Here is a 23,841-nt window from a genome sequence, read left to right as displayed (position 1 = left end):
TATGCATGAAGATTTTCGTTGTGGTTATGTCGCGGTTCTAGGACGCCCGAATGTGGGTAAATCGACTTTGATGAACCATATTCTTGGGCAGAAAGTGAGTATCACCTCACGCAAACCACAAACCACACGCCATCGAATTTTAGGTATTTATACTGATGATGACGCGCAGATTCTGTTTGTGGATACACCCGGTATTCATAAAAAAGAAGCGCGCTCGATTAACCGCTATATGAATCGCGCTGCAAGCAGCTCGATGGTTGATGTGGATGTCATTATCTTTGTGGTTGACGGCACTCAATGGACCGAGGACGATGAGTTGGTGCTGGAAAAGTTACAGCAGACCAAATGCAAAACTATCCTCTTCGTTAATAAAGTCGATAAAATCCAGGATAAGGAACAATTGCTACCGCACCTTGCCAAAATCGCTGAGCGCTTTGAATTTGATGCTGTTTTCCCAGGCTCCGCTTTGCGCGGTGATAACCTTGAGCCGCTAGTTAGCCAGATAAAAAAATGGTTGCCGAAAGGTGATTTATTCTTCCCCGAAGATTATGTGACTGACCGCAGCCAACGCTTTATGGCTGCTGAACTCATCCGTGAGAAGTTGATGCGTTCACTTGGCGAGGAAATACCTTATTCTTCAACCGTTGAAATTGAACAGTTTAAAACAGACGAGAAAGGAATTTTACATATCAATGGTCTGATACTGGTTGAGCGCTCAGGTCAGAAGGCCATTATCATTGGCAAGCAGGGCCAGCGTTTAAAGCAGATTGGTCAGGATGCTCGTATTGATATGGAAGAGCTGTTTGGTACCAAGGTTTTCCTACAGTTGTGGGTTAAGGTTAAAGACGGGTGGGCGGATGACGAACGGGCGCTTCGCTCTTTGGGTTACGATGACATTTAATGGCCGATACCGAACTCACTTCAGCTTTTGTCTTACATACCAGGCCCTTTAAAGAAACCAGCCTGATAGTCGAATTATTTACTGAAGATCATGGTCGGGTTAATGTTCTGGCAAAAGGCGTTCGCGGAAATCGCAAAAACTCGAACCGTGCATTACTACAAGCTTTCCAACCGCTTAAAGTCAGCTGGCTGGGGCGTGGTGAGTTAAAAACACTCAAGCAGCTTGAGCCAGACGGTTTTGCGTATCGTCTGCAGGGCATTGCCAGCCTCTCAGCGCTATATCTTAACGAATTGTTGCTTCGGCTTTTTATTCAATGGGATCCACATCCTGATATTTTTCATCTCTATAAAACCAGCCTGCACCATTTGCAGCTTGAAGATAAGCCAAACCTGATCCTGCGGGAGTTTGAATTAGAGCTGCTGGATGTTATGGGGTATGCCATTGATTGGCAACATGATATCTATGGAGATGCAATAGAAGCAGGTATGACTTACGGGTTTGTGCCCGAACAGGGTTTTATTCCTCGATTACAGACCTCGGCGGATAGCTGGCTAGCCGAGGGAGCGATTATTTTGGCAGTGGCAGATCATCAGTGGCACATTAATGGTGCGCCAGCCCTGGCACGTAAAGTTTGTCGTCTGAACATAGATCAATTGCTAAATGGCAAAGAGCTGAATAGTCGTAAGCTATTGCAGCAAACGCTTGCTATGCAGTCCTAGCTTTCATAGCATAACGGTCATAACCTTTAATTCATTGTTGTTAGCTTTAACCACCTTTACAATTGGCTCAGCTTAGCTCACTTTTCAATTGTATTAACTCAATGGCACTATTATGAAAAATCCAATTCTCCTAGGCGTCAATATCGACCATATAGCAACCGTTCGTAATGCTAGAGGCACTGACTATCCCGATCCGGTGCAGGCAGCCTTTGTTGCTGAACAAAACGGTGCCGATGGCATTACCGTTCATTTGCGAGAAGATCGACGACATATTACTGATCGCGATGTAGAAGTTCTGGCCCGTACCATACAGACACGCATGAACCTTGAAATGGCGGTTACAGCAGAAATGTTATCTATTGCCGAGCGCATTAAGCCGCATTATGTGTGCCTGGTTCCGGAAAAGCGTGAAGAGCTGACTACAGAAGGTGGTCTTGATGTTAAAGGCCAGGAAAGCAAAATTAAGGATGCCTGTTATCGTATGGCAGAAGCGGGCATTCAGGTCTCGCTGTTTATCGATGCTGATGAAGAACAGATAAACGCAGCGGCCAGAACTGGCGCACCTTTAATTGAAATTCATACTGGCGCCTATGCGGATGCCACAAGCCAAGAGCAACAGGAAATTGAACTGGTTAAGGTTAAACATGGCGTTGAGCATGCCGTTTCAGAAGGTTTGCAGGTCAATGCAGGGCATGGTCTTCAATACCACAATGTGCAACCAATAGCTGCTATTCCTGAAATTGTCGAGCTGAATATTGGTCATGCGATTATTGGCCGAGCGGTGTTTAGTGGCTTAGACAAAGCTGTTGCCGACATGAAAAAACTGATGACTGAAGCTCGTCAGTGGCCTTTTAACTCATAAGGACAGCTAATGATATTTGGGTTGGGGACAGATATTGTTGATATTGAACGCATTGAGCGGTCATTGGAGCGACACGGTGATAAGTTTGCCGAACGGATTCTTGCTCCTGCGGAAATAACGGTTTATCAGAAGACTAAGAATAAAATCAATTATCTAGCCAAGCGTTTTGCCGCAAAGGAAGCGGTCAGCAAAGCGCTAGGCACAGGTATGCGGCAAGGAATCGACTTTGTGCAGCTGGTTATCAGCAATGATGAGATTGGCAAGCCGCAAGTTACTCTTGAAGGTAAGGCTCTTGCCTGGTCACAACAAAATAAGATTACAAAAATTCATCTATCCATTTCTGATGAAAAGAAGCATGCTATAGCTTTTGCCATTGCTGAGTCACATCCTTGATAGCACATCATTGCAATTATTCAAACATCAGCCATACAATTCAGATTGTGTTCAGTTTCAGAGTGCTTTACTAGCGCCTGAAAGAACCTTTATTAACAAATAACAGAAGGAAATTTGTGATGAAAAAAACAATGATAGCCGGTGCAATTATTGCATCATTAAGTTTAGCGACTGCTGTAGAAGCTAAAGAAGGTAACTACGTAGGTTTCGGCTTAAGCCAGCATAGCATAGATGGCGGTTTTTACGACGCAGATGTGATGACCTTAGACGGTAAAGTCGGTACTTACTTCAATGAAAACTTTTCCGGTGAATTACGTCTAGGTGTTGGTGTTCAGGACGACACAGTGTTTGGTGCAGATATCGAAGTTGATAATTACTACGGCGCCTATGTAAGATTTGGTGCTCCAGTTACTGACGGCTTCTACCCTTATGCAATTGCTGGTTATACAAACACTAAAGTTAGTGTATCAGGTGGCGGCAGTGATTCTGAGTCTGACTTCTCTTATGGAGTAGGTGCAGACATGGCCATTACTAATGATGTTGACTTTACCGTTGAGTATATGCGCTATCTTGACAAAGATGGTGGTGAAATTGATGGTATCGGAGTAGGCTTTAAATTTAAGTTCTAAACTTTATTTCTACTCTTTGAAAATTAAAAAAGCGAGCTTCGTGCTCGCTTTTTTGTGCCTGATTCTTTTGCTCCAAAATTTTTTTAATCTAAGAACAAGTCTTTCTGTATTTGCTCTTCAAACTCAGGGTTATAGGCATACTGACTGAAGTCGGTCACTTTGGCGGCTTTTAATACCTGCTCGTCAATCAGCCAAAGCCCCGTGTAATTCTTACTTGGATGGGTGAGCACTACGTGAGCCGCATCTGCCATGATCTCTGGCTTACGCGCATAATTAAGCGTTTCTTTATTGCCGACCGCAAATTCTATGGCTGCGGTGGCGATATAGGTTTCTGGCCAGAGGGTATTGACGGCAATGCCGTAAGGCTTAAATTCTTCGGCTATACCGCGGCTCAAAATACTCATGCCGTATTTAGATAAACTGTAAGGGCTATAATCTTTTAGCCACTTCACGTCTAAATTAACAGGTGGTGACAGGCTTAAAATGTGTGGATTGCCTGACTTTTTTAAGTAGGGTAGTGCATAATGAGCAAAGCAATAAACAGCTCGTGAATTGACTTGCTGCATCAGGTCATAGCGTTTGGGAGAGGTGTCTTCAACATTAGTTAAGCTAATCGCGCCGGCATTGTTAACGACCGCGTCGATACGTCCAAACTGCTTACCAATCTGATCGCATAGCCTCTTAATGGCCAGTTCCTTGCGCACATCCAGCTGCACTGGAATAGCTTTGCCACCTGCTTCTTCAACTTCTTTAGCAACTGTATGGATGGTGCCAGGCAGCTTGGGGTGTGGCTTATCCGACTTGGCTGCAATGACGATAGTTGCGCCTTCTTGAGCAAAGCGAATGGCCATGGCGCGGCCAATACCGCGACTGGCACCGGTAATGATAATGACTTTATCTTTCAGGCTAGGCATTGAGTGCTTCCTTGATAGGTTTTTCTAATGCTTCGGGTTTGGTTGCGGTGGCAAATCGGGTGATGACTTTACCGTCCTTGCCGACCAGGAACTTAGTAAAATTCCACTTAATGGCTTTGCTTCCTAACAAGCCCGGTGCTTCGGTTTTAAGATAGTTAAAAAGTGGATGAGCATGGTCACCGTTGACATCAACTTTTTTAAACAATGGAAAGCTTATATTAAAATTAAGATCGCAGAAGTCTTTAATCTCTTCGTCGCTGCCTTTTTCCTGATTGTTAAACTGATTGCAGGGAAAGGCGAGAACTTCAAAGCCCTGTTCTTTGTGTTCTTGATAGAGCTTTTGTAAGCCCTCGTACTGTGGCGTAAAACCGCAGGCACTGGCGGTATTTACAATCAGTAACACTTTTCCTTTGTACTCTTCCAATGAAACCTCTTGCCCATTATTCAAAACAGCAGAGTATTCGTATATGGTATTCATCTTTTGTCCTCGATTGGCTGAGTTTTGTTGAGCCTTGGCGCTCTAAAGACTCTTTTAAAACACTCTAGCTATGACTGGTCTGCTCTGTCAATCGAAACCGTTAACACGACGCATAGGTAACAAGATGAAAGCATTAATTGGTTTGTCGGCTTGCTTGTTAGTTGGCGCATCTGCATTTGCACAGGTGCCTTCTATCGATGATAAGCATTTGAAAATTGCGGCTGAATTGCGCGATGAAGCTCTGAAAAGTTCCATTGGTTACGAGGTAGTTGAGTCATTAACTACTGAAGTCGGCCCACGTATGGCGGGGACACCAGGCGATGCCGCAGCGGTCAAGTGGGGCGTTGCGAAACTTGAGGAGCTCGGTTTCGACAAAGTATGGACAGAACCGGTGACTTTTCCGACCTGGAAGCGCGGTACTGAGAAAGCTGAAGTTATCGCTCCCTATCCGCAACCGCTAGTAATCACGGCACTGGGTTTCAGTGTCGGCACGCCAGAAGGTGGCCTGACTGCGGAAATTGTGGAGTTTGATACCCTTGAAGATTTGGTGAATGCTCCGGAAGGCGCAGCCGAGGGAAAAATCGTTTTCATCAAGAACCGCATGAAGCGTGCTCGAGATGGTTCCGGTTATGGTCCTGCGGTGTCGGCGCGTGGCCAAGGTGCGGTTGAAGCTGCCAGGAAGGGCGCGGTTGCGATTATGATCCGCTCGATAGGTACTGACAGCCATCGTATGGCTCATACCGGCATGATGCGTTATGAGGAGGGCGTTAAGCGAATTCCTGCAGTGGCATTGTCTGCGCCAGATGCGGATCTGCTGGAGAATATGGTTCGTCGGGGGAAGCCCATTACTGTGAAACTCGATGTCGATGCAGAAGATGGCCCAGACTACACGTCTCATAATGTGATTGGTGAAATTCGTGGCTCAGAAAAACCTGATGAGTATGTCATCCTTGCTGCTCATTTGGACTCCTGGGATTTGGGAACAGGTGCTTTAGATGATGGTGCCGGTATTGGTATCACTGTTGCAGCAGCAGAGTTGATTGCTCGCCTGCCTGAACGTCCAAAACGTTCGATTCGCGTTATCATGTTTGCCAATGAAGAGCAGGGGCTGGTTGGCGGCAAGTTCTACGCTGAAGCACATAAAGATGAGTTGAACAGAATTATTACCGCAGCTGAGTCTGACTTTGGTGCAGGTAAAATCTGGCGCCTTGATTCACGTGTTAAACAGGAAGCAATTCCAGTGGTAGAGAAGATGGCAAAGGTCATGGAGCCGTTAGGTATTTCTTATGGCAATAACCGTGCTGGCGGCGGCCCTGATCTGATCCCATTGCGTGGCTATGGTATCTCGGTGTTCTCTTTGCGTCAGGATGGTACTGACTATTTCGATTATCACCACACTCCGGATGACACTTTCGACAAGGTTGATAAAGAAGCGCTCGATCAGAATACAGCGGCTTACGTTGTATTTGCTTACATTGTTGCACAGATGGAAGGTGATTTTGGTTTCGGGCTTGAATAATCCTTGAGCAATTGTGCATTCGTAAAGACGCGCCAGCTGGCGCGTCTTTTGTTTTTTAAGCTGATTGTTTTTTATCCAATTTGTTAAAAAGTGTAAAAAAACCGACTTTTCTTACTACTTATTTATGTAGTTTATTGAACGATAATTTTAGCTAATACCTCGCATGAGCTTAGCTTGCGCGGGTTTTTGGGGGTTGCTACAATCGATTGGATTTTATGACTTGAGTCGACATTGGTTCGGCAAGAGCTTTGGTTTAAAACTTCGTGCAAGCTCTATTAAGTGGATTGTTAATGACGATAAAGAGTTCTCGCTACACTATAAGTTTAATTGTTGTGCTGTCATTGATCTGGATCGGCAACTCTGGTTTTTATAATGCCATGCTGTTGTCCTTCGGAGCTGTGTCAGTGCTATTCGTTGTGTTTGTTGCCCATCGTTTAGAGATCGTTGATGAAGAGTCTCAACCTCTACAGCTTGGTCGCAGAATTTTTGCTTTCTGGATGTGGCTACTTAAAGAAATCGTTCAGTCCAATATTCAAGTTATAAAACGGATCTGGTTAGGTCCAAAGTCGATCAGTCCGGTCGTTATGCAGCTCAAGATGAGCCAGCAAACCGATATGGGAAAAACCATTTATGGAAACTCGGTCACGCTAACCCCGGGCACCGTCACGCTCGATATTGAAGATGATGTGATGACGGTCTATGCACTGAGCTATGATTCGATTCAATATCTGCAAGGCGGAGAAATGGATCGAAGAGTTAAGCGACTGGAGGACTAATGTTTTTAGCTGCTGCAATTGCACTCATGGTTGCCATGATGCTAGCGATTTTACGTGCCTTTATGGGGCCGACTCTGTATGACAGAATTCTGGCGGTGAATTTGTTCGGTACCAAAACCGTATTATTCATTGCTGTCCTGGGATACTTGATGGGACGTCCCGAATTCCTTGATATTGCTTTAGTATATGCACTGATTAATTTTATTACGGTAATTGGTGTGCTTCGCTTTTTTGAATACAAACGTACAGTTGACGATTCGAAGGAGGAGGCGTAATGGCGATTTTTCTTGATGTGGTTAGCTGGGCGCTACTAATTCTTGGCGGCTTCATGTGTTTTTCTGGAGCGGTCGGTATCCACAGATTCCCCGATTTCTTTAGTCGTATGCACGCTGCCGGTGTGACCGATACATTGGGTAGCTCGTTAATTCTTATTGGTCTTATGCTACAAACCGGTTGGCAAGCCACTGTGCTGGTTAAGCTGGCTTTAATTTTCCTGTTTATTTTATTGACCAGTCCGACAGCCAGTCATGCGTTGGCAAAAGCTGCTTTGCATGGTGGTTTGCGACCCAAGTTAGGTAAGCCGGAAGTCAGCGATGAGATTCCTGAAAAGTTTGGCAAGCCTCGTTCTGAATCAGTCAATAATCAATTGTAAGTCATTAAGGAGCTAGTCATCGAGATTACCATTAATGTCATCCTGTTAGCACTGTTAACGCTAACTGCTCTGTCCCTGGCTTTCACCAAGGATCTGTTTGCGTCAGTGATGCTGATGGGTGTTTATAGCCTGTTATCAGCAAGCTTCTTTGTGCTGATGGATGCTGTCGATGTTGCTTTTACTGAAGCTGCGGTCGGTGCGGGGATTTCCACCATATTGATGCTGACTGTGTTGGCGATGGCGGGGCGCTTTGAAAACCGCGCATTACATCATCCGCGCATTGCATTATTTGTGGTTATTGGCACTGGCATCATGCTGGTCTATGGTACTTTTGATATGCCTGCTTTTGGCGATGCCAATGCACCGGTGCAAACACACGTTGCTCCACATTACATTCAGCAGTCCGCTGATGAAATTGACATCCCGAATATCGTAACTTCTGTGCTGGCCAGTTATCGTGGCTTTGATACCTTTGGTGAAGTGGTGGTGGTTTTTGCTGCCGTGATTGGTGTGTTGGCATTGTTGGAAATGAAGTCTGGTGAAGCCAGCAATGAATTAGCTCCAGCGCCAATGTACCAACACAAGATCTTGCGTATCGTCGGTAAAATTCTCATTCCGCCAATTATGTTGTTTGCCTTGTACGTTCAGTTCCATGGTGAATATGGACCAGGTGGCGGTTTCCAGGCTGGGGTGATTTTTTCAGCGGCAATCATTCTGCATGCCATTCTGTTTGGCGTTGAAAAAACACAAAAAGCAATCTCATTACCGATTGTAAAAATATTAGCGGCATTGGGTGTGCTGATTTATGGCAGCGTTGGAATTGTGGCCATGCTCAATGGTGGCAACTTCCTTGACTATAATGCTCTGGCCGAAAACGACATTACCGGGCAACATGTTGGCATTATCGTTATTGAGCTGGGTGTTGGCATTACAGTAGCAACTGCGATGATGGTGATTTTCCTGACGTTTGCTCGTCGTGTGGGTAAAGCCAACGGAGAGACTGCATGAATTTCCTGGAACAATATAACTACTGGATTGTGATTGTGCTGATGATGAGCGGCTTTTATATCGTCATTGCTCACGGTAATCTGATTAAGAAGTTGATTGGTCTGAGTATCTTTCAGACATCAGTTTTTATTATGTATATCAGCATGAGTAAGGTGATTGGTGGTACCGCGCCTATTCTTAATGAAGCTTACGAGGTATACAGCAATCCATTACCACATGTTTTGATTCTTACTGCGATTGTGGTCGGTGTTGCCACTACTGCGCTAGGCCTTGCCTTGGCGGTGCGGATTAAAGAAGCCTATGGCTCCGTCGAAGAGGATGTCATTCAAGAAAAAGACTTGCAGCAAGAGGGTTCTCAAGAGTGATTGATCATCTACCCATACTGCAAGTGATTGTCCCGTTACTTGCAGCTCCTATCTGTTTAATTTTACGTGAAGCCCAACTGGTACGATGGTTTACTTTAATTGCCAGTGTGCTTGCCTTTGTTATCAGTGTGCTTTTATTGCAACAGGTCCAGGCCCATGGCACTTTGATATATTCATTGGGCGGCTGGGAAGCACCGATTGGTATTGAATACCGGATCGATCAGCTTAATGCCTATCTTTTGATTCTGGTCACTTCGATCAGCTCTGTTGCCTTATTGGCTGCAGGAACTAGCCTGCATAAAGAATTAACTGAGCGAAAAGAAACCTATTTTTATGTTGCCTACCTGCTGTGTCTGGCGGGTTTGTTGGGGATATTGACTACAGGAGATGCATTTAACGTCTTCGTATTTCTGGAGATCTCCTCGCTGGCTTCTTATACCATGATTGCAATGGGACGTGATCGCCGTGCACTGTGGGCGTCCTATCAATATCTGATCATGGGAACCATAGGTGCAACCTTTATTCTTATCGGTATCGGTATGATGTATATAATGACCGGTACACTCAATATGTATGATCTGGCTGAGCGTTTACCGGAAGTGCAGCAAACAAAAACGGTGTTCACAGCATTTGCCTTTTTCATGGTCGGTGTCTGCTTGAAACTGGCACTGTTCCCACTTCACTTATGGTTACCAAATGCCTACGCTTATGCACCATCCATCGCTACTGTTTTTCTGGCTGCCACAGCAACAAAAGTTGCCATCTATGTGCTGCTAAGGTTTATTTTCAGCGTTTATGGCTTTGAGTTTTCATTCTCGCATCTACCATTACAGGAAATACTCGTAGCGCTTGGGCTAATGGGAATTTTCGCTGCTTCAATCGTGGCTATTTACCAGAATAACGTTAAGCGTCTCTTTGCTTATTCCAGTGTTGCGCAAATTGGCTACATGATTTTAGGGTTGGGCATCGGATCTAAAACGGGTCTGGTGGCAACTCTGCTTCATCTTTTCAACCATGCCTTAATGAAAGGCGCCATTTTCCTGGCACTGGCTGGAGTGGTTTATCGAGTCGGTAGTGTCAATCTCAAAGCTTTTGCTGGCCTGGGCAAACAAATGCCGTGGACTATGGCGGCAATTGTTGTGGGTGGCTTGAGTTTAATCGGTGTTCCGCTAACCGTTGGCTTTGTCAGTAAGTGGTACCTGGTACTGGCGCTGCTTGAGTCTAACTGGTGGCCGATTGCCATTCTGGTTCTGCTCGGCTCTCTGTTGGCTGTGATTTATGTCTGGCGTCTAGTTGAAGTGGCGTATTTCCGCCCAGCCATGCAGGACAGTGCTCCCTATAAGGAAGCACCGTTAATGATACTGATACCAACCTGGATTCTGGTGCTGGCAAATATTTACTTTGGTATCGACACCAGCTTTACGGTTGGTCTGTCTGAGCAAATTTCAGGTAGCTTATTCGGGGTGGCTAAATGATTGAGCAGAATTTATTGATGCAACTCATCATCATTTTGCCACTACTGGCAATTCCAGGAATTATTGCATTTGGCAAATGGCCCAATTTGCGTGAGGCAGTGACCTTAACCGCTGGAACTTTACTGCTGATTGCTGTTATCGTTTTTTATCAGGGTTTTGATGCGGGACAGGCTGCTTATGTACATTGGCTTGAGTTATTGCCTAGCCTGGATATCGCTTTCAGAGCTGAACCGCTAGGGGTTCTTTTCTCACTGGTTGCGGGTTCCTTGTGGGTGGTGACATCCATATATGCCATTGGCTATATGCGTGGCCATGGTGAAGTCAATCAAACACGCTTTTATGCCTGCTTTGCTGTGGCAATTTCAGCGGTTATGGGGCTGGCTTTTGCCGATAACCTGTTTACGCTATTCGTATTTTATGAAGTCCTGACATTGTCTACTTACCCGCTGGTAACTCATGCAGGAACAGACAAGGCAAAGCAGGGCGGCCGCACCTATTTATCCATATTGCTGGCGACTTCGATTGGCTTTCTGTTACTGGCTGTTGTAGGAACCTGGTGGCAGGCGGGCACATTAACCTTTACCCAAGGTGGTGTATTCGACGACAGCACCTCTAAAGTCGCAGCCAGTGTATTGCTGGTGCTCTTTATCTTCGGTATCGGTAAGGCGGCCATTATGCCGTTCCATCGTTGGCTACCGGCAGCCATGGTTGCGCCCACTCCGGTGAGCGCTCTGCTTCATGCTGTTGCAGTGGTCAAAGCGGGTGTCTTCACTGTATTAAAAGTCTGTGTTTATATTTTTGGCATTGATTTGCTACGCGATATTCCTGCTACCCAGTGGCTACTATATCTAGCAGCCGCTTCAGTGCTGTTGGCGTCATTAGTGGCCATGCGTCAGGATAATCTCAAGAAACGATTGGCTTACTCAACGGTAAGCCAGCTGGGTTATATTACGATTGGTGCCTTGCTTGCTTCGCAGGCCGGTATTCTCGGTGGCGCTTTGCATATTGTTGCCCATGCATTCGGCAAGATCACCTTATTCTTCTGCGCCGGTGCCATTATGGTAGCGGCTCATAAAACAGAGATCAGCGACATGCGTGGCCTCGGTAAAGCCATGCCGATCACCATGATTGCCTTCTTTATTGGTAGCTTGAGCATTATTGGTTTGCCGCCTGCAGCAGGTGTCTGGAGTAAGTGGTATTTATTGATGGGAACTTTAGATACCCATCAATGGATTGTGATGTCAGTATTAATGTTAAGTTCACTTCTGAATATTGCCTATCTGCTACCAATCCCTATGCGAGCTTTCTTCCCAGGAAATGGGCAGGTGGTCAAAGTTGAAAGAACTTCCATCAAAGAAGCGCCATTGCCTTCATTAATAGCTCTGTCAATCACAGCCTTGATGACAATAGTATTCTTTTTCTGGCCCCATATTTTTTATGAACTTGCTGCTTCGTTAGCAGGTTTGTCCGGAGGTGTTAATGGCTAAGCAAAATAATACTGAGAAGCAGTATTTATTTGATAACCCGAAAAACATTAAGCGCCTTTTATACATCGTTTATGCATGCTGTATTCTATTGGTGTTGTTGGATTTTGTGATTCATCGCCACATCTATCATTCGTGGGAATCGTTGTTTGGCTTCTATGCGATTTATGGGTTCGTGGGTTGTGTGGTGTTGGTTTTAATTGCTAAGTGGATGCGGACATTCCTGATGCGCGATGAAGATTACTACGATCGAATAGAATTAAAGCAACAGCAGATTTCCGAACAAGCTACTGAGCAGAAAGCAGAAGAGCAGGCAGGAGGCAAGCATGTGGATTAATGAAATGCCAGCCTTTGCTCCTTTCTTCATCGGTGCGCTGATTGCGCTGCTAACAACGGGCAAATTAAGACAGGCGATCCTGCTAATTACACCCGTTATCAGCGGTATCCATTTACTTACTGTGCCAGTGGGTACCAGTTTAGGTTTTGAGCTGGTCGGGTTTTCACTGGAAGTCTATCGTGTTGATAAATTGAGCCTGTTATTCGGCTACATTTTTCATATTGCTGCTTTTCTGGCGATTCTGTTTTCGATTCACGTTAAAGATACATTGCAACAAATCAGTGGACTGCTTTATGCCGGCAGCGCGATAGGTGCCGTATTTGCGGGTGACTTGATTACCTTGTTTGTCTTTTGGGAATTGCTGGCTATTACATCAGTGTTCCTGATCTGGGCCAGAGGCACTGAGCGAGCCTATGTTGCTGGCATGCGTTACCTGATTATTCAGGTGCTGTCAGGCGTGATTTTACTGGTTGGCATTATTTTCTACGCCTACCACAAGCAAAGCATCAGTTTCAGTCTGATTGGCCTTGAAGGAACCGCTGGCTGGTTGATCTTCATTGCCTTTGGCATCAAGTGTGCCTTCCCAATGCTGCATAATTGGTTAACCGATGCCTATCCAGAGGCAACCCCGACCGGTACGGTGTTCTTGAGTGCCTTTACCACTAAGGTTGCAGTCTATGCTCTGGCTCGTGCTTATCCGGGCACTGAGCTACTGGTTTATATTGGCGTGACCATGGCCTGCTTCCCAATTTTCTTTGCAGTTATCGAGAACGATCTGCGCCGGGTACTTTCCTACAGCATGATCAACCAGATTGGCTTCATGGTTGTGGGGATCGGAATTGGTAGCGCATTGGCCGTAAATGGCGCTGTATCGCATGCCTTTAATGATATTCTGTTTAAGGGGCTGCTTTTCATGTCGATGGGCGCTGTGTTGCACATGACCGGCAAAATAGACGGCTCGCGGCTAGGGGGGTTATACAAAAGTATGCCAAAGACCGCCATACTTTGTATGGTCGGTGCAGCCTCGATTTCAGCCTTCCCATTGTTTAGTGGCTTCGTGAGTAAGTCGATGGTGATGTCGGCGGCCATTGAAAACGGATATGGCTGGGCTTGGCTATTATTACTGTTCTCAGCAGCAGGCGTATTCCACCATGCCGGTATCAAGATTCCATATTTCGCCTTCTTCGCCCATGACTCAGGAATTCGAACCACAGAGCCACCGAAGAATATGTTGATGGCGATGACCATTTCAGCAGTCCTGTGTATTGCTATTGGTGCCTATCCGAATGCGCTATATCAGTTGTTGCCGTTTGATACGGGCTATAACCCTTATGACGCGACTCACGTGCTAACCCAGTTGCAGCTACTCTTCTTCTCGGCATTGGCGTTTATCTGGTTGAATTTGCGCAATATGTATCCACCAGAGCTGCCATCGGTTAATCTGGATGTGGACTGGCTCTATCGTCGCCTATTCCCGGCGACTCTGAAGCCATTGTTTAATGGTTTATGGCGCCTGGATGCAGCTTTCAGAAGCTGGTTCATGAACCGTCTCAATGGTGCTCTAGGGTTAATATCCCGCCATGCTCCGGATGGTATTCTGTCGCGCACCCAGCTTTCTGGCAGCATGGTCATCTGGGTGACTATCTTGCTGGCTACTTACCTGATTTTGAGTTTCTGGTAGCAAGCTACAACTTCAATACAGCGCCTATGAGAATTCATGGGTGCTGTTTTGTTTTCCAGCCTTGATAACATTAAACCTAATTCTTTACAGGGGCTTTTATTAGCTTTTGTATGGAAAACACTTTGACTATATGCTAAAAAGTCTGTGACAATCGACCTCTTACCAGTTACAAAGAATTCTTAAATTACGGGGATAGCTGATGGTTTCAACAGCTAAGGCGCTAACGCCAGCTGCATTTGCAGAACAATATATCGTTGAATCAATTTGGAACGGCAAATTTGCCGCAGGAACCATTTTGCCAGCTGAGCGTGAGTTGGCGGAAATTATCGGGGTAACCCGCACCACATTAAGAGAAGTACTACAGCGTCTGGCGCGTGATGGCTGGCTAACCATTCAACACGGTAAGCCAACTAAAGTAAATGATATCTGGCAGTCCGCCACTCTTAATGTTTTAGATACCTTAATCACCTTAGATGACGAAGGCTCCATGAAGCTGGCGGATGACCTGTTACAGGCCAGAACTTCTATCGCCAGCATTTTCTTGCGTCAGGCAGTTAAGAATAATCCTGAAAGATTATTGGAGGTCTTGAAAGAGCTTGATGATGTCAGTAACGATGCAGATGGCTATATCAACTTTGACTGGCATTTCCATCATACCGCTACCCGAGCTTCGGGAAATCCAATCTATACCTTGATGCTTAATGGTTTCGAAGCGATATATTATAAGCTTGGCCGCTTTTATTTCGGTTGGGAGCAGACGCGCAAGCTTGCTTATCAATACTACAAAGATTTAGAAGTCGCTATTGGCAAGGGTGATGCTGATCAAGTAGTTAAAATCCTTTGGGATTACGGCCATGAAAGCGGTGAGCTCTGGAACAAGGCCAAATCCGAGCTAAAAAGTTTTAGTGAGTTAGGTGCATAAAATACTGGTAAGTCCACTTGCATAAAACCACTGTTAAAGAGTAGGATTGGGGTAATTCTGCATATAAACAAAACGAATAACGGCTTTTAAGTCGTTTATACCGAATGGGAGTTAAGAGATGAAAAAAGCTTTTTACGGAGTCGCGCTGTTAAGCAGCATGATTTTGACGGCTTGTACTGACGGTCCAGAAGAACCGAAAATTCCAGGCGTAGGTGATGGTAGTACCAAACTCGTCGCGCCTGTATTTGCGCCGGGTAATGGTGAAATACCAGTGCCTAATGATGTCCTTTTTAGCGGAACAGCTGATTTAACTCTTAATATTCCTACCGCTGACCCAACCGATATGTCTGACCCACAAAATGCTCTGAGTGGTTTAGACGGTTGGTCGACTCATGCACCTTTTAGTATTGAGTTCCGTGGTGCTATCGATGGTTCCACTGTTGCACCAGGTCAAACGGTACGTATTTTTAAAGTATCCGTTGACCGTCCCGAAGCAATTCCAGGAACAGGTATTCCTGCTCCTACCGGCCCTGTTACCGGCGTAGAAACAGAGTTAACAGCTGGAGTGGATTTTGTTGCAGTTCAAGCTAGTGCAACTTCCGTTGGAGTTATCCCATTAAGACCTCTTGAAGCTCAAGCTAGCTATATGGTCGTTGTAACTAATGGAATTAGCGATGCAAACGGCAACCCGGTCATTCCTGATGCCCAATTCGCGATAGTTAAGTCTCCAGACCCGATTGATCCTGGTAGTGCTACAGCTGGATTGGAGCCTCTTCGTCAACTAACTCAAGCTATGCTTGCGGCATCTACGAGTGCAGGTATTGATAGAGATGATGTGGTCCTAACCTATCAATTTACTGTGCAGTCTATTTCGGATGCAACAATTGCGGCAAAGCAGTTTTATATTGATTACCCATTTTCATTAGGTGCGCCGCCAGCATCAAGCTTCTCAAGTTTATTTACTGACACGACACCGTTTACTGGTATTGGTGCAGCCAACTTGTATAAGGGCGAAGTGACTCTTCCTTATTTGTTAACAGCACCAACAGCGGGTAACCCCACAGCTGTACTTGATAATTTCTGGGTAGGCGCAGATATGGTCCCTGACGGTCAAGGCGGTATGGTGCCTAATCCTTTGGCTGGCGGCTTCATTACTTATGCTAATAAGCTACCTCAAAAGACAGGTGATGAAACGGTTCCTTTATTGGTATCGCTACCTAAAAACATCAACTGCCCGAAGCCATACCCAGTCATGATTTTCCAGCATGGCATCACCAGTAACCGCACTGCAATGCTAGGCATTGCCGATACCATGGCCAATACCTGTACCGCGGTTATTTCTATGGACTTACCTTTACACGGCATTGCTGCAGATAATCAAGTTCACCAAGGGCTACAGCTCGCTAGTGGCGGGGCCATAGGTATCTTCGAAGGTTACTCGGCAGGTGACGTACGTGAACGTACATTTGGTGTTGATTACATAGACAATGCTACTTCAGCTCCAGGTCCAGATGGTTTACCAGACCCTTCTGGTGCACACACTATAAACCTAACTAACCTTCTAGTAACGCGCGATAACTTAAGACAGGCAGCTCTTGACCTGCTAGCTCTTGAAAAAGCAATTCCAGCGATGGATGTCGATGGCGACACTAATCCTGACTTTGATGCGACCAAGGTAAGCTTCATGGGCCATTCTTGGGGTGGATTGGTTGGTTCAAGTTACATGTCACTATCTGATTTTGCCCAGCAAGGTGTGCTGGCAACCACAGGTGGCAGCTTAGCTCAGTTGGCAAACGGCTCACCAACATTTGGGCCTCGTATTAGAGCTGGCCTAGCAGCAGCAGCGGGTGTTCCAGTGGACGACCCTAACTTTGTACCTGAGGTGCTTACGCCATTCTTATTTGCAGCGCAAACTGCAGTAGACTCAGGTGACCCTGTAAACTATGCCACACTGGCTACTTCATCTGATATTCCTACACTGGCCTTACAAGTGAGAAATGATCAGGTTGTTCCCAATACTGTTGCAAATGCACCGTTAGCAGGTAGCGTACCTCATGCAGCACTTTATGCTTTACCAACCCTGACTGAAACAACCGCTACGGATAGAGCTTTCTTGAAGTATGTTTCAGGTGATCATGCTTCACCATTAAGTCCTTCAGCTGATGCAGCGGTAACAGTTTCTATGCAAACTGCTATTGCTAACTTCATTGCATCAGGTGGTACACAGGTTGTGGTAAATGATCCAAGCTTGGTTGAGCCATAAGCGCTCTATTGCAAAACCTTTAAAAGCCCTCTCATGAGGGCTTTTTTTATGTCCAAAATAAAATTGATAGGTTAAAAGGCTATCAGTCGTTATCTGTTATGCCTTTGAGTAAGTCGGTGTTAAAATATCCAGCTATTTTGTGCTTAGTTTACTCAAAACTGAGCAACATCAAAGTGTTACACACTGACATTCGGAGAATGCCTTGGAATTTTTAAGCGAATACGGTTTATTTTTATTAAAAACAGCCACCATTGCAGTGGTGATCATCCTAATCATCAGCTTGCTGATTAGCGCTGGCCAGAAACAGCGCTCGTCCAGCAAAGGTGATATTAAGGTGGTGAATATTGGCGAGTCTATTAAAGATAATAGTCAGTCCATTAAAAATGAAATATTGACCAATGCGGAATATAAGCAGCTCATTAAAGAAGAAAAAGAACGTGAGAAGCAGCAGGAAAAGGAAGCAAAACAAAAGCTAAAACAAGCCAAAAAATCATCGGACAAATCAGCCGCTGGTGAGGCACCAGAGAGCAATGAAGCCACCCAGCTGGCAAGCAGCCAAACGGATTCAGAGGTTCTTGATAACGCGACTGAAAGTCCAAAACGAATGTATGTTATCGATTTTGAAGGTGATATCCATGCTTCTGGTGTCGAGTCATTGCGTGAAGAGGTGACAGCCATCTTGGCCACAGCCAACAAAGACGACCAAGTGCTGGTAAGGCTTGAAAGCCCGGGTGGTCTGGTTCATAGCTATGGGTTAGCAGCTTCTCAGTTAAAACGAATCCGTGATGCCGGGCTTAAATTAACGATTTCGGTCGATGAAGTGGCCGCCAGTGGTGGTTACATGATGGCCTGTGTAGCAGATGAATTGGTGTCAGCACCTTTTGCAGTGTTAGGTTCGATCGGGGTGGTGGCGGAAATTCCGAATTTTAACCGTTTACTGCAAAAAGCCAATATTGATTATGAGCAGCATACCGCAGGTCAATATAAGCGTACCTTGACCATGTTTGGACAGAATACGACAGTTGCTCGTGAGAAGTTTAAGCAGGAACTTGAGGAAACGCATCAGCTCTTCAAAACGTTTATCCATGAGAATCGACCTAATCTTGACTTAGATAAAGTCGCTACCGGTGAGCATTGGTATGGGCGGCAGGCACTTGAGCTAGGTCTGGTCGATAAGATTTTGACTAGCGATGACGTTATTCTGGATGCCCTCAACTCTAAAGATGTGTATTCGATTAAGTACGAAATTCGTAAGCCATTAACTGAGCGCTTGTCGGTCAACCTCTATCAGGCAATGGACAAGTTTGTTCTGCGCTGGATTCAGCGCTCTTCACAGACCAATATCTTTAAGTAAGTCATCGGTACATTATGGATTTTGAGTTCTGGGATAATTGCTGGAATCGAGAGTCTCAGCCTTTTCATTTGGCTGAGGCGCACACTTTTCTTGTGAAATACGTTCAAGAGCTGTTTTCAACTGAGCATAAAGTCTTTGTTCCCTTATCCGGTAAATCACTGGATTTGCTCTTTCTCGCAGAGAAAGGGTTCTATCCTGTGGGAGTTGAGTTTAATCCCAAGGCCGTTCATAAATTTATTGATGAGAATAAGTTACAATTTACGTCGAAAGAGCTGCTAGCAGAAAGTGGTAATCAACTGATTTGCTACCAGAATGACTCAATGGCGGTGTGGCTGGCGGATTTCTTTGATATCACCTGTGAGCATGTCGGTAAGTTCAATCAGGTCTATGACCGTGCAGCTTTCATAGCCCTTCCAGAGTCAATGCGTCAAGACTACGCCAGGCACCTGAAGTCACTTCTCGATGAAAATGCAACCATACTGCTAGTTACTATGGATTATGATCCTGGCGAAATGTCAGGCCCTCCGTTTCATATTACTCTTGAAGAAATCAAGCAGCAGTTTCCTGAAGGACAAGTTGAGGAATTGTGTCGTTGCAGCCTGCTGGAGAGTCATCCGCGCTGGAAAGAGCTACAGCTTAGTCGTCTTGATGAAGTCTTATACAAAATTACGTTTTAATTATGAATAAACAAACTACTCCTTATGGTCTTTGGCAGTCGCCAATTTCTCCCGAAATGCTGGCCAGTAAATCAACTCGCTACGGTCAGATGCAATTCATCGAAGATGCCATTTACTGGCTAGAGTCACGGCCACATGAGCAGGGGCGTGGTGTCATTGTGCGCGTCAGAGATGGTCAGCGTGAGGACATCACTCCAGAAGGTTATAACGTGCGTACTCGTGTTCATGAGTATGCAGGTGGTGATTTCTGGGGGAGAGGTGAGTATTTACTCTTTGCTGGTGATAAGAATCAGCAGCTTTGTCTGCAAAACCTAAATACTAACAGTGTCGAAATCATTACGCCTGAGCCACCTGTTAAGCGTAGCTTGCGCTATTGCGATGGTGAGGTTGCTCCGAATATGGCGTACACCGTTTGTGTGCATGAGCGACATGAGGCCGATGAGGTTATCAATGAATTGATAGTGATCTCACTGTCAGCCCCATTTACCAAGAAAATGATTGCACAGGGTTATGATTTTTATTCAAATCCGCGCATTAGCCCAGATGGAAAGCAGCTATGCTGGGTTTGTTGGAATCATCCAAATATGCCCTGGGATGAGACTGAGCTCTGGCTGGCTGATATTTCTGAGTCAGGCGACATTTCTAATCCGCGTAAAGTAGCGGGAGGTGATCAGGTTTCGGTATATCACCCTTTCTGGTCAGCAGATAACCAGCTATTTTATGTGGCTGATCCTGACGGCTGGTGGCATATCCATCGTTTAGGTGCAGATCAGCCGGTTCATGACTCGCTCGAAATCGAGTTTGGCCTACCACAGTGGGTTTTTGGTTGTCGAACTGTCCAATGGCTGGATGATAAGAATCTGGTTGCCATCGGCACCAGGCAGGGGCAACAGGCGCTTTATCACATCAGTCTTGAAACAGGCGCTGTCGAACTATTTAGCAACAACTGGACAGCCTTTAATGGGCAGATGGTAACCGACAAGAGTGAGCTGTATTTCATGGCAGCCAATCCGAAGACTGGTGAAGCTGTTTATCAGGTTAATCTGAAAAGCAAACAAACTCGTCAATTAACGGAAAGTGATAAAGATCAGCTGGAGGATTATATTTCTGTACCCCAGCATATTGAATTTCCAACCTCAGGCAATCAAAAAGCCTATGGTTACTTTTACCCGCCCAAGAACCCAGAGTTTGAAGGGCCAATAGATGAAAAGCCGCCATTAATTGTCCTGAGCCACGGTGGGCCAACGGGCATGACGGATAATGGCTTAAACCTGACAATCCAGTATTGGACCAGTCGTGGCTTTGCAGTTGCGGATGTTAATTATCGAGGAAGCACAGGTTATGGTCGTGCCTATCGCGATAGTCTAAAAGGTCAGTGGGGCATCCTCGATGTGGACGACTGCATTGCCATGGGGCAATACCTTGCGCAAGAAGGCTTGGTTGACGGTACCAGAATGGCCATCAGAGGCGGTTCTGCGGGCGGTTACACAACTTTATGTGCGCTAACCTTCCATGATGTCTTTAAGGCTGGGATGAGTCGCTACGGCGTTGCTGAGCTGGTTTCGTTATCACAGGACAGTCATAAGTTTGAAATTCGTTATCTGGACTCTGTCGTAGGACCTTATCCTGAGCGTGCAGATCTCTATCATGAGCGCTCACCAGTGAACCATACAGAATTGCTTTCATGTCCGATTTTGATATTGCAGGGACTCGAAGATAAGGTGGTTCCGCCCAATCAGGCTGAAGCTATGGTTGAGGCACTCAAGGAAAAGGGGCTGCCTTATGAATACATCACCTTTGAAGGGGAAGGGCATGGCTTCCGGAAACCGGAAACAATTATTAAAGCATTTACCGCAGAGCTTGAGTTCTATCAGAAGTATTTGCTTTGATATTTAATTGCAAAGTGATTACTGACTATCTTGAGGATTTGAAGGGGTTTGATCAATTTCAAGATCGTAGAATAGTGTAAAGTAGCCATCTTCAGGATCAAGTAGCAGGTCAGCGCTTAAAAGAAATTGCATCGGCGAGTCTTCGGTGTAGACGGTTTGCACGGATAACTCAAAAGTCCCCTCCCGATCTTTATCCTGTAAGACAGGGTGTTGTTGCAACGCCCTGAATTGCTCCACTCCTTCTTCATCCAGCTTATACCAACTAATATGCTCCACAGTGTCATCCTTGAGCCAGTGTTTGACAGTTCTGACCTTTTCTTCTTCAAGCTTCTCAAGAGACAAGTATCGGTCAATGTAAGTTTCAGTGTCTTTATAGCTATAAGTGAGTTGGTTGGAGGCTATAACGTTCGTTTCGGTATTGCTACGAACTCTGACTCGAAGCTCTTCAGGATTAAGTTGAATAAAATCATCTTCATCGAAGCTCGACATCTTAATCATGGTTGATATAGGTATGTTTGAACATGCCTGTAGGAGAAAAAAAGCAACTAAGATAGTGCCCATAGCCTTAATCATTTTGTGCTTCTTTAAGGTCAAGCTCGTGCTGATCGAATAATGTAAAGTATCCGTCTTCAGGGTTCAAAAGTAGATCGATGCTCATCATAAATCGTTCGGGTGCATTCTTAGATAATTTAAATGTTACAGAAAATGTGAAGTCACCTTCCTTTTTTCTCATTGCTAATAAGGGATCTTTTTGTAGCTCCTTAAAAAGTTTAATTCCTTCGGAATCCAATTTATACCAGCCGCTATGCTGAACACTGTTATCCGTAAACCAATGTTCTATGGTTTCAACATTTTCATTTATCAATTCCATTGAGAAGCTTTCATCAATTGCACCTTCTGGACCTCTATATTGATAACGTAAGACATTATTCCTGAGAACATTTTCCTGGGTGTTATTTCGTACCTTAACTCTAATATCCTCAGCCTTAAGATTAACAAAGTCTGTTTCATCAAAACTGGACATCTTAAGCATGGTGGATAATGGCATGCTGGAACAGCCTTGCAAAAGAATAAGTAAAACTAGAGTTTGGATTATAGAGGTAAATGATTTCATCATTATAATTCCTTGTGGTGATGCTAGTAATATATCCTGATAAAAAAAGAGGTGGCATAAGCCACCTCTGAATTATAAATATTGTTGGTTAATTATCAATGAACCGTCAATTAATCATCAAACTCGGTATGAACTTTTTCGTGATCATAGACATCTTTATCCAGTTCATTTTCACTTTTGGCAACAATTACACTAACCGCTGCATCACCGGTAATATTCACTGCGGTACGGGTCATATCCAGCAGTCGATCAATACCTAGAATCATACCAATTGCTTCGACCGGCAGGTTAACCTGCGTCAGTACGCCTGCCAATAGAATCAAGCCAACACTAGGAACACCGGCAGTGCCGATTGAGGCAAGAGTTGCTGTAAGAACAACTGTCAATAACTGCGCCATGCTCAAATCAACGCTATAGGCCTGAGCAATAAATAGTGTTGCGATACCCTGCATGATTGCAGTGCCATCCATATTGATTGTTGCACCAAGAGGCAAGGTAAAGGAATAGGTATTGCGGTGTACACCAAGGTTCTTTTCTGCACAACGCATGGTAACTGGCAATGTTGCATTACTGCTTGAAGTACCAAATGCAGTGAGCATTGCAGGCCACATTCCTTTGAAGAAATTTACTGGGTTGAGACGAGCCAGTAATGCGATTAATGCACCATAGGTTACAAGAGCATGGAGAATAAGCGCGCCTATCACCAATAAGAAGTAGTAACCTAAAGAGCCTGCTAAATCCGAGAATGGGAATGTGGCAAAGGTTTTAGCAATCAGGAAGAAGACCCCATAAGGTGCAAAGCGCATAATGATATTGACCAGCTCCATCACTACCTTATTAACATCGCTGAACCAGTTACCAATTCGCTTGCCTTTTTCACCGGACATGGTAATGGCAAGACCAATCAAAATCGCAAAAACAATGATTTGAAGCATATTCGCAGCAACCATCGCTTCAAATGGATTGGTTGGAATTATATCGATCAAAACTTTGGTTAGTGGAGGTTTGTCGCTGGCATCAAAGGTGGCATCGCCAACTGGCATACCAACGCCGGGCTTAAATATTGAGGCAAGGGTCAAAGCACCTGTGAGGGCTATGGCTGTAGTTAATAGATAAAGACCTATCGACTTTAAGCTCAATTTTCCCAGTTTAGATGGATCTGCAAGAGAGCTGACACCACACACCAAAGATACCAGTACTAGAGGTACCATTAACATTTTTAAGGCATTGATGAACCAGCTACCGCCAACTTCAAAAATGCCATTAACGAAATAAGTATAGGCCCAGCTGTCGTCTTGAATCGCTGAACAAGCTTCTTTAGAAATACCCTTTGCGCATTGATAGTCGCCAAATTGTAGGAACAGTACGCCAACAATAGCGCCTGCGACCATATAGATCAGAATTTTTAAACTGAGATTCATATTATTAG

The 23,841-nt window shown here is 45.1% G+C and carries 25 protein-coding genes; 20 read left to right on the top strand and 5 right to left on the bottom strand.

The window, feature by feature from the left end; translation table 11 throughout:
* Position 1: 1 nt before the first annotated feature.
* From era to HUJ19_RS06360, 5 genes are all read left to right on the top strand, one after another.
* Entirely contained in the window at positions 2 to 901 is a 900-nt protein-coding gene (gene era, locus HUJ19_RS06380) for a GTPase Era (RefSeq protein WP_290622880.1), read from the top strand.
* Complete coding sequence (gene recO / locus HUJ19_RS06375) at positions 901 to 1,620, top strand: DNA repair protein RecO (RefSeq protein WP_290622879.1); 720 nt, start codon at positions 901 to 903, stop codon at positions 1,618 to 1,620. Before era ends, recO begins: the two co-directional genes overlap by 1 nt.
* Positions 1,621 to 1,732: 112 nt before the next feature.
* On the top strand, positions 1,733 to 2,482 hold the full coding sequence (pdxJ, locus tag HUJ19_RS06370; RefSeq protein WP_290622878.1) for a pyridoxine 5'-phosphate synthase: 750 nt from the start codon (positions 1,733 to 1,735) through the stop codon (positions 2,480 to 2,482).
* A 9-nt stretch (positions 2,483 to 2,491) separates the two neighbouring features.
* Positions 2,492 to 2,875, top strand: a complete 384-nt coding sequence (gene acpS, locus HUJ19_RS06365; RefSeq protein ID WP_290622877.1) for a holo-ACP synthase — start codon at positions 2,492 to 2,494, stop codon at positions 2,873 to 2,875.
* Between the two features lie 119 nt (positions 2,876 to 2,994).
* Positions 2,995 to 3,504, top strand: coding sequence for a porin family protein (locus tag HUJ19_RS06360; RefSeq protein WP_290622876.1), 510 nt, complete (start codon positions 2,995 to 2,997; stop codon positions 3,502 to 3,504).
* Positions 3,505 to 3,587: 83 nt separating this feature from the next.
* Here the strand turns inward: HUJ19_RS06360 and HUJ19_RS06355 are convergent, their stop codons facing one another.
* The gene (locus HUJ19_RS06355) at positions 3,588 to 4,418 is read right to left on the bottom strand and encodes an NAD(P)-dependent oxidoreductase (RefSeq protein ID WP_290622875.1); all 831 of its coding nucleotides are present in this window, start codon (positions 4,416 to 4,418) and stop codon (positions 3,588 to 3,590) included.
* Positions 4,411 to 4,896, bottom strand: coding sequence for a glutathione peroxidase (locus tag HUJ19_RS06350; protein WP_290622874.1), 486 nt, complete (start codon positions 4,894 to 4,896; stop codon positions 4,411 to 4,413). The genes HUJ19_RS06355 and HUJ19_RS06350 overlap by 8 nt, the downstream gene beginning before the upstream one ends.
* Positions 4,897 to 5,020: 124 nt before the next feature.
* Between HUJ19_RS06350 and HUJ19_RS06345 the strand changes: the two genes are divergently transcribed.
* The 15 genes from HUJ19_RS06345 (at position 5,021) to HUJ19_RS06275 (ending at position 21,298) form a co-directional block, all read left to right on the top strand.
* Positions 5,021 to 6,415, top strand: coding sequence for a M28 family peptidase (locus tag HUJ19_RS06345; RefSeq protein ID WP_290622873.1), 1,395 nt, complete (start codon positions 5,021 to 5,023; stop codon positions 6,413 to 6,415).
* A 290-nt stretch (positions 6,416 to 6,705) separates the two neighbouring features.
* A complete protein-coding gene (locus HUJ19_RS06340; protein WP_290622872.1) occupies positions 6,706 to 7,191 on the top strand; it encodes a Na+/H+ antiporter subunit E in 486 nt (161 codons plus the stop codon).
* Complete coding sequence (locus HUJ19_RS06335; RefSeq protein WP_290622871.1) at positions 7,191 to 7,466, top strand: monovalent cation/H+ antiporter complex subunit F; 276 nt, start codon at positions 7,191 to 7,193, stop codon at positions 7,464 to 7,466. Before HUJ19_RS06340 ends, HUJ19_RS06335 begins: the two co-directional genes overlap by 1 nt.
* On the top strand, positions 7,466 to 7,843 hold the full coding sequence (gene mnhG / locus HUJ19_RS06330) for a monovalent cation/H(+) antiporter subunit G (protein ID WP_290622870.1): 378 nt from the start codon (positions 7,466 to 7,468) through the stop codon (positions 7,841 to 7,843). Before HUJ19_RS06335 ends, mnhG begins: the two co-directional genes overlap by 1 nt.
* A gap of 42 nt (positions 7,844 to 7,885) precedes the next feature.
* Positions 7,886 to 8,851: a DUF4040 domain-containing protein gene (locus tag HUJ19_RS06325; RefSeq protein ID WP_290622887.1), complete on the top strand. Its 966-nt coding sequence runs from the start codon at positions 7,886 to 7,888 to the stop codon at positions 8,849 to 8,851.
* Positions 8,848 to 9,216 carry a cation:proton antiporter subunit C gene (locus HUJ19_RS06320; RefSeq protein WP_290622869.1) on the top strand — a complete coding sequence of 123 codons (369 nt, stop codon included), beginning with the start codon at positions 8,848 to 8,850 and terminating at the stop codon, positions 9,214 to 9,216. Before HUJ19_RS06325 ends, HUJ19_RS06320 begins: the two co-directional genes overlap by 4 nt.
* Complete coding sequence (locus HUJ19_RS06315) at positions 9,213 to 10,691, top strand: monovalent cation/H+ antiporter subunit D family protein (protein WP_290622868.1); 1,479 nt, start codon at positions 9,213 to 9,215, stop codon at positions 10,689 to 10,691. Before HUJ19_RS06320 ends, HUJ19_RS06315 begins: the two co-directional genes overlap by 4 nt.
* Positions 10,688 to 12,178, top strand: coding sequence for a monovalent cation/H+ antiporter subunit D family protein (locus tag HUJ19_RS06310; RefSeq protein ID WP_290622867.1), 1,491 nt, complete (start codon positions 10,688 to 10,690; stop codon positions 12,176 to 12,178). The genes HUJ19_RS06315 and HUJ19_RS06310 overlap by 4 nt, the downstream gene beginning before the upstream one ends.
* Positions 12,171 to 12,512, top strand: coding sequence for a hypothetical protein (locus tag HUJ19_RS06305; protein ID WP_290622866.1), 342 nt, complete (start codon positions 12,171 to 12,173; stop codon positions 12,510 to 12,512). Before HUJ19_RS06310 ends, HUJ19_RS06305 begins: the two co-directional genes overlap by 8 nt.
* Positions 12,502 to 14,193 (top strand): Na(+)/H(+) antiporter subunit D, encoded by a 1,692-nt coding sequence (locus HUJ19_RS06300; protein WP_290622865.1) that lies wholly within the window; start codon positions 12,502 to 12,504, stop codon positions 14,191 to 14,193. The genes HUJ19_RS06305 and HUJ19_RS06300 overlap by 11 nt, the downstream gene beginning before the upstream one ends.
* A gap of 199 nt (positions 14,194 to 14,392) precedes the next feature.
* Positions 14,393 to 15,115: a fatty acid metabolism transcriptional regulator FadR gene (fadR, locus tag HUJ19_RS06295; protein ID WP_290622864.1), complete on the top strand. Its 723-nt coding sequence runs from the start codon at positions 14,393 to 14,395 to the stop codon at positions 15,113 to 15,115.
* Positions 15,116 to 15,233: 118 nt separating this feature from the next.
* Positions 15,234 to 17,378, top strand: a complete 2,145-nt coding sequence (locus HUJ19_RS06290; RefSeq protein ID WP_290622863.1) for a hypothetical protein — start codon at positions 15,234 to 15,236, stop codon at positions 17,376 to 17,378.
* Positions 17,379 to 17,580: 202 nt separating this feature from the next.
* The gene (sohB, locus tag HUJ19_RS06285) at positions 17,581 to 18,732 is read left to right on the top strand and encodes a protease SohB (protein WP_290622862.1); all 1,152 of its coding nucleotides are present in this window, start codon (positions 17,581 to 17,583) and stop codon (positions 18,730 to 18,732) included.
* A gap of 14 nt (positions 18,733 to 18,746) precedes the next feature.
* On the top strand, positions 18,747 to 19,409 hold the full coding sequence (tmpT, locus tag HUJ19_RS06280) for a thiopurine S-methyltransferase (protein WP_290622861.1): 663 nt from the start codon (positions 18,747 to 18,749) through the stop codon (positions 19,407 to 19,409).
* Between the two features lie 2 nt (positions 19,410 to 19,411).
* Positions 19,412 to 21,298 (top strand): S9 family peptidase, encoded by a 1,887-nt coding sequence (locus tag HUJ19_RS06275; RefSeq protein WP_290622860.1) that lies wholly within the window; start codon positions 19,412 to 19,414, stop codon positions 21,296 to 21,298.
* Between the two features lie 18 nt (positions 21,299 to 21,316).
* Here HUJ19_RS06275 and HUJ19_RS06270 read toward each other — a convergent pair whose 3' ends face one another.
* From HUJ19_RS06270 to HUJ19_RS06260, 3 genes are all read right to left on the bottom strand, one after another.
* Positions 21,317 to 21,787 (bottom strand): hypothetical protein, encoded by a 471-nt coding sequence (locus HUJ19_RS06270; protein ID WP_290622859.1) that lies wholly within the window; start codon positions 21,785 to 21,787, stop codon positions 21,317 to 21,319.
* Between the two features lie 76 nt (positions 21,788 to 21,863).
* The gene (locus HUJ19_RS06265; RefSeq protein ID WP_290622858.1) at positions 21,864 to 22,415 is read right to left on the bottom strand and encodes a hypothetical protein; all 552 of its coding nucleotides are present in this window, start codon (positions 22,413 to 22,415) and stop codon (positions 21,864 to 21,866) included.
* A 107-nt stretch (positions 22,416 to 22,522) separates the two neighbouring features.
* On the bottom strand, positions 22,523 to 23,833 hold the full coding sequence (locus tag HUJ19_RS06260) for a dicarboxylate/amino acid:cation symporter (protein WP_367273978.1): 1,311 nt from the start codon (positions 23,831 to 23,833) through the stop codon (positions 22,523 to 22,525).
* Between the last annotated feature and the right edge of the window lie 8 nt (positions 23,834 to 23,841).

Origin of the sequence: Kangiella sp., from assembly GCF_014762745.1 — a bacterium.
Taxonomy (GTDB): domain Bacteria; phylum Pseudomonadota; class Gammaproteobacteria; order Enterobacterales; family Kangiellaceae; genus Kangiella.
The sequence above is the reverse complement of the archived record's forward strand: the minus strand, read 5'-3'. Positions and strand labels throughout refer to the sequence as shown.

What these genes read in the sequence shown, in the direction of transcription:
- HUJ19_RS06290 (WP_290622863.1), top strand. Translation starts at nt 15,234, where the DNA reads ATGAAAAAAGCTTTTTACGGAGTCGCGCTGTTAAGCAGCATGATTTTG.
- HUJ19_RS06270 (WP_290622859.1), bottom strand. Translation starts at nt 21,787, where the DNA reads ATGTCGAGCTTCGATGAAGATGATTTTATTCAACTTAATCCTGAAGAG.
- HUJ19_RS06265 (WP_290622858.1), bottom strand. Translation starts at nt 22,415, where the DNA reads ATGATGAAATCATTTACCTCTATAATCCAAACTCTAGTTTTACTTATT.
- HUJ19_RS06275 (WP_290622860.1), top strand. Translation starts at nt 19,412, where the DNA reads ATGAATAAACAAACTACTCCTTATGGTCTTTGGCAGTCGCCAATTTCT.
- fadR (WP_290622864.1), top strand. Translation starts at nt 14,393, where the DNA reads ATGGTTTCAACAGCTAAGGCGCTAACGCCAGCTGCATTTGCAGAACAA.
- HUJ19_RS06305 (WP_290622866.1), top strand. Translation starts at nt 12,171, where the DNA reads ATGGCTAAGCAAAATAATACTGAGAAGCAGTATTTATTTGATAACCCG.
- pdxJ (WP_290622878.1), top strand. Translation starts at nt 1,733, where the DNA reads ATGAAAAATCCAATTCTCCTAGGCGTCAATATCGACCATATAGCAACC.
- recO (WP_290622879.1), top strand. Translation starts at nt 901, where the DNA reads ATGGCCGATACCGAACTCACTTCAGCTTTTGTCTTACATACCAGGCCC.
- era (WP_290622880.1), top strand. Translation starts at nt 2, where the DNA reads ATGCATGAAGATTTTCGTTGTGGTTATGTCGCGGTTCTAGGACGCCCG.
- mnhG (WP_290622870.1), top strand. Translation starts at nt 7,466, where the DNA reads ATGGCGATTTTTCTTGATGTGGTTAGCTGGGCGCTACTAATTCTTGGC.
- HUJ19_RS06310 (WP_290622867.1), top strand. Translation starts at nt 10,688, where the DNA reads ATGATTGAGCAGAATTTATTGATGCAACTCATCATCATTTTGCCACTA.
- HUJ19_RS06340 (WP_290622872.1), top strand. Translation starts at nt 6,706, where the DNA reads ATGACGATAAAGAGTTCTCGCTACACTATAAGTTTAATTGTTGTGCTG.
- HUJ19_RS06360 (WP_290622876.1), top strand. Translation starts at nt 2,995, where the DNA reads ATGAAAAAAACAATGATAGCCGGTGCAATTATTGCATCATTAAGTTTA.
- HUJ19_RS06345 (WP_290622873.1), top strand. Translation starts at nt 5,021, where the DNA reads ATGAAAGCATTAATTGGTTTGTCGGCTTGCTTGTTAGTTGGCGCATCT.
- HUJ19_RS06335 (WP_290622871.1), top strand. Translation starts at nt 7,191, where the DNA reads ATGTTTTTAGCTGCTGCAATTGCACTCATGGTTGCCATGATGCTAGCG.
- HUJ19_RS06355 (WP_290622875.1), bottom strand. Translation starts at nt 4,418, where the DNA reads ATGCCTAGCCTGAAAGATAAAGTCATTATCATTACCGGTGCCAGTCGC.
- HUJ19_RS06300 (WP_290622865.1), top strand. Translation starts at nt 12,502, where the DNA reads ATGTGGATTAATGAAATGCCAGCCTTTGCTCCTTTCTTCATCGGTGCG.
- HUJ19_RS06260 (WP_367273978.1), bottom strand. Translation starts at nt 23,833, where the DNA reads ATGAATCTCAGTTTAAAAATTCTGATCTATATGGTCGCAGGCGCTATT.
- tmpT (WP_290622861.1), top strand. Translation starts at nt 18,747, where the DNA reads ATGGATTTTGAGTTCTGGGATAATTGCTGGAATCGAGAGTCTCAGCCT.
- HUJ19_RS06320 (WP_290622869.1), top strand. Translation starts at nt 8,848, where the DNA reads ATGAATTTCCTGGAACAATATAACTACTGGATTGTGATTGTGCTGATG.
- HUJ19_RS06350 (WP_290622874.1), bottom strand. Translation starts at nt 4,896, where the DNA reads ATGAATACCATATACGAATACTCTGCTGTTTTGAATAATGGGCAAGAG.
- acpS (WP_290622877.1), top strand. Translation starts at nt 2,492, where the DNA reads ATGATATTTGGGTTGGGGACAGATATTGTTGATATTGAACGCATTGAG.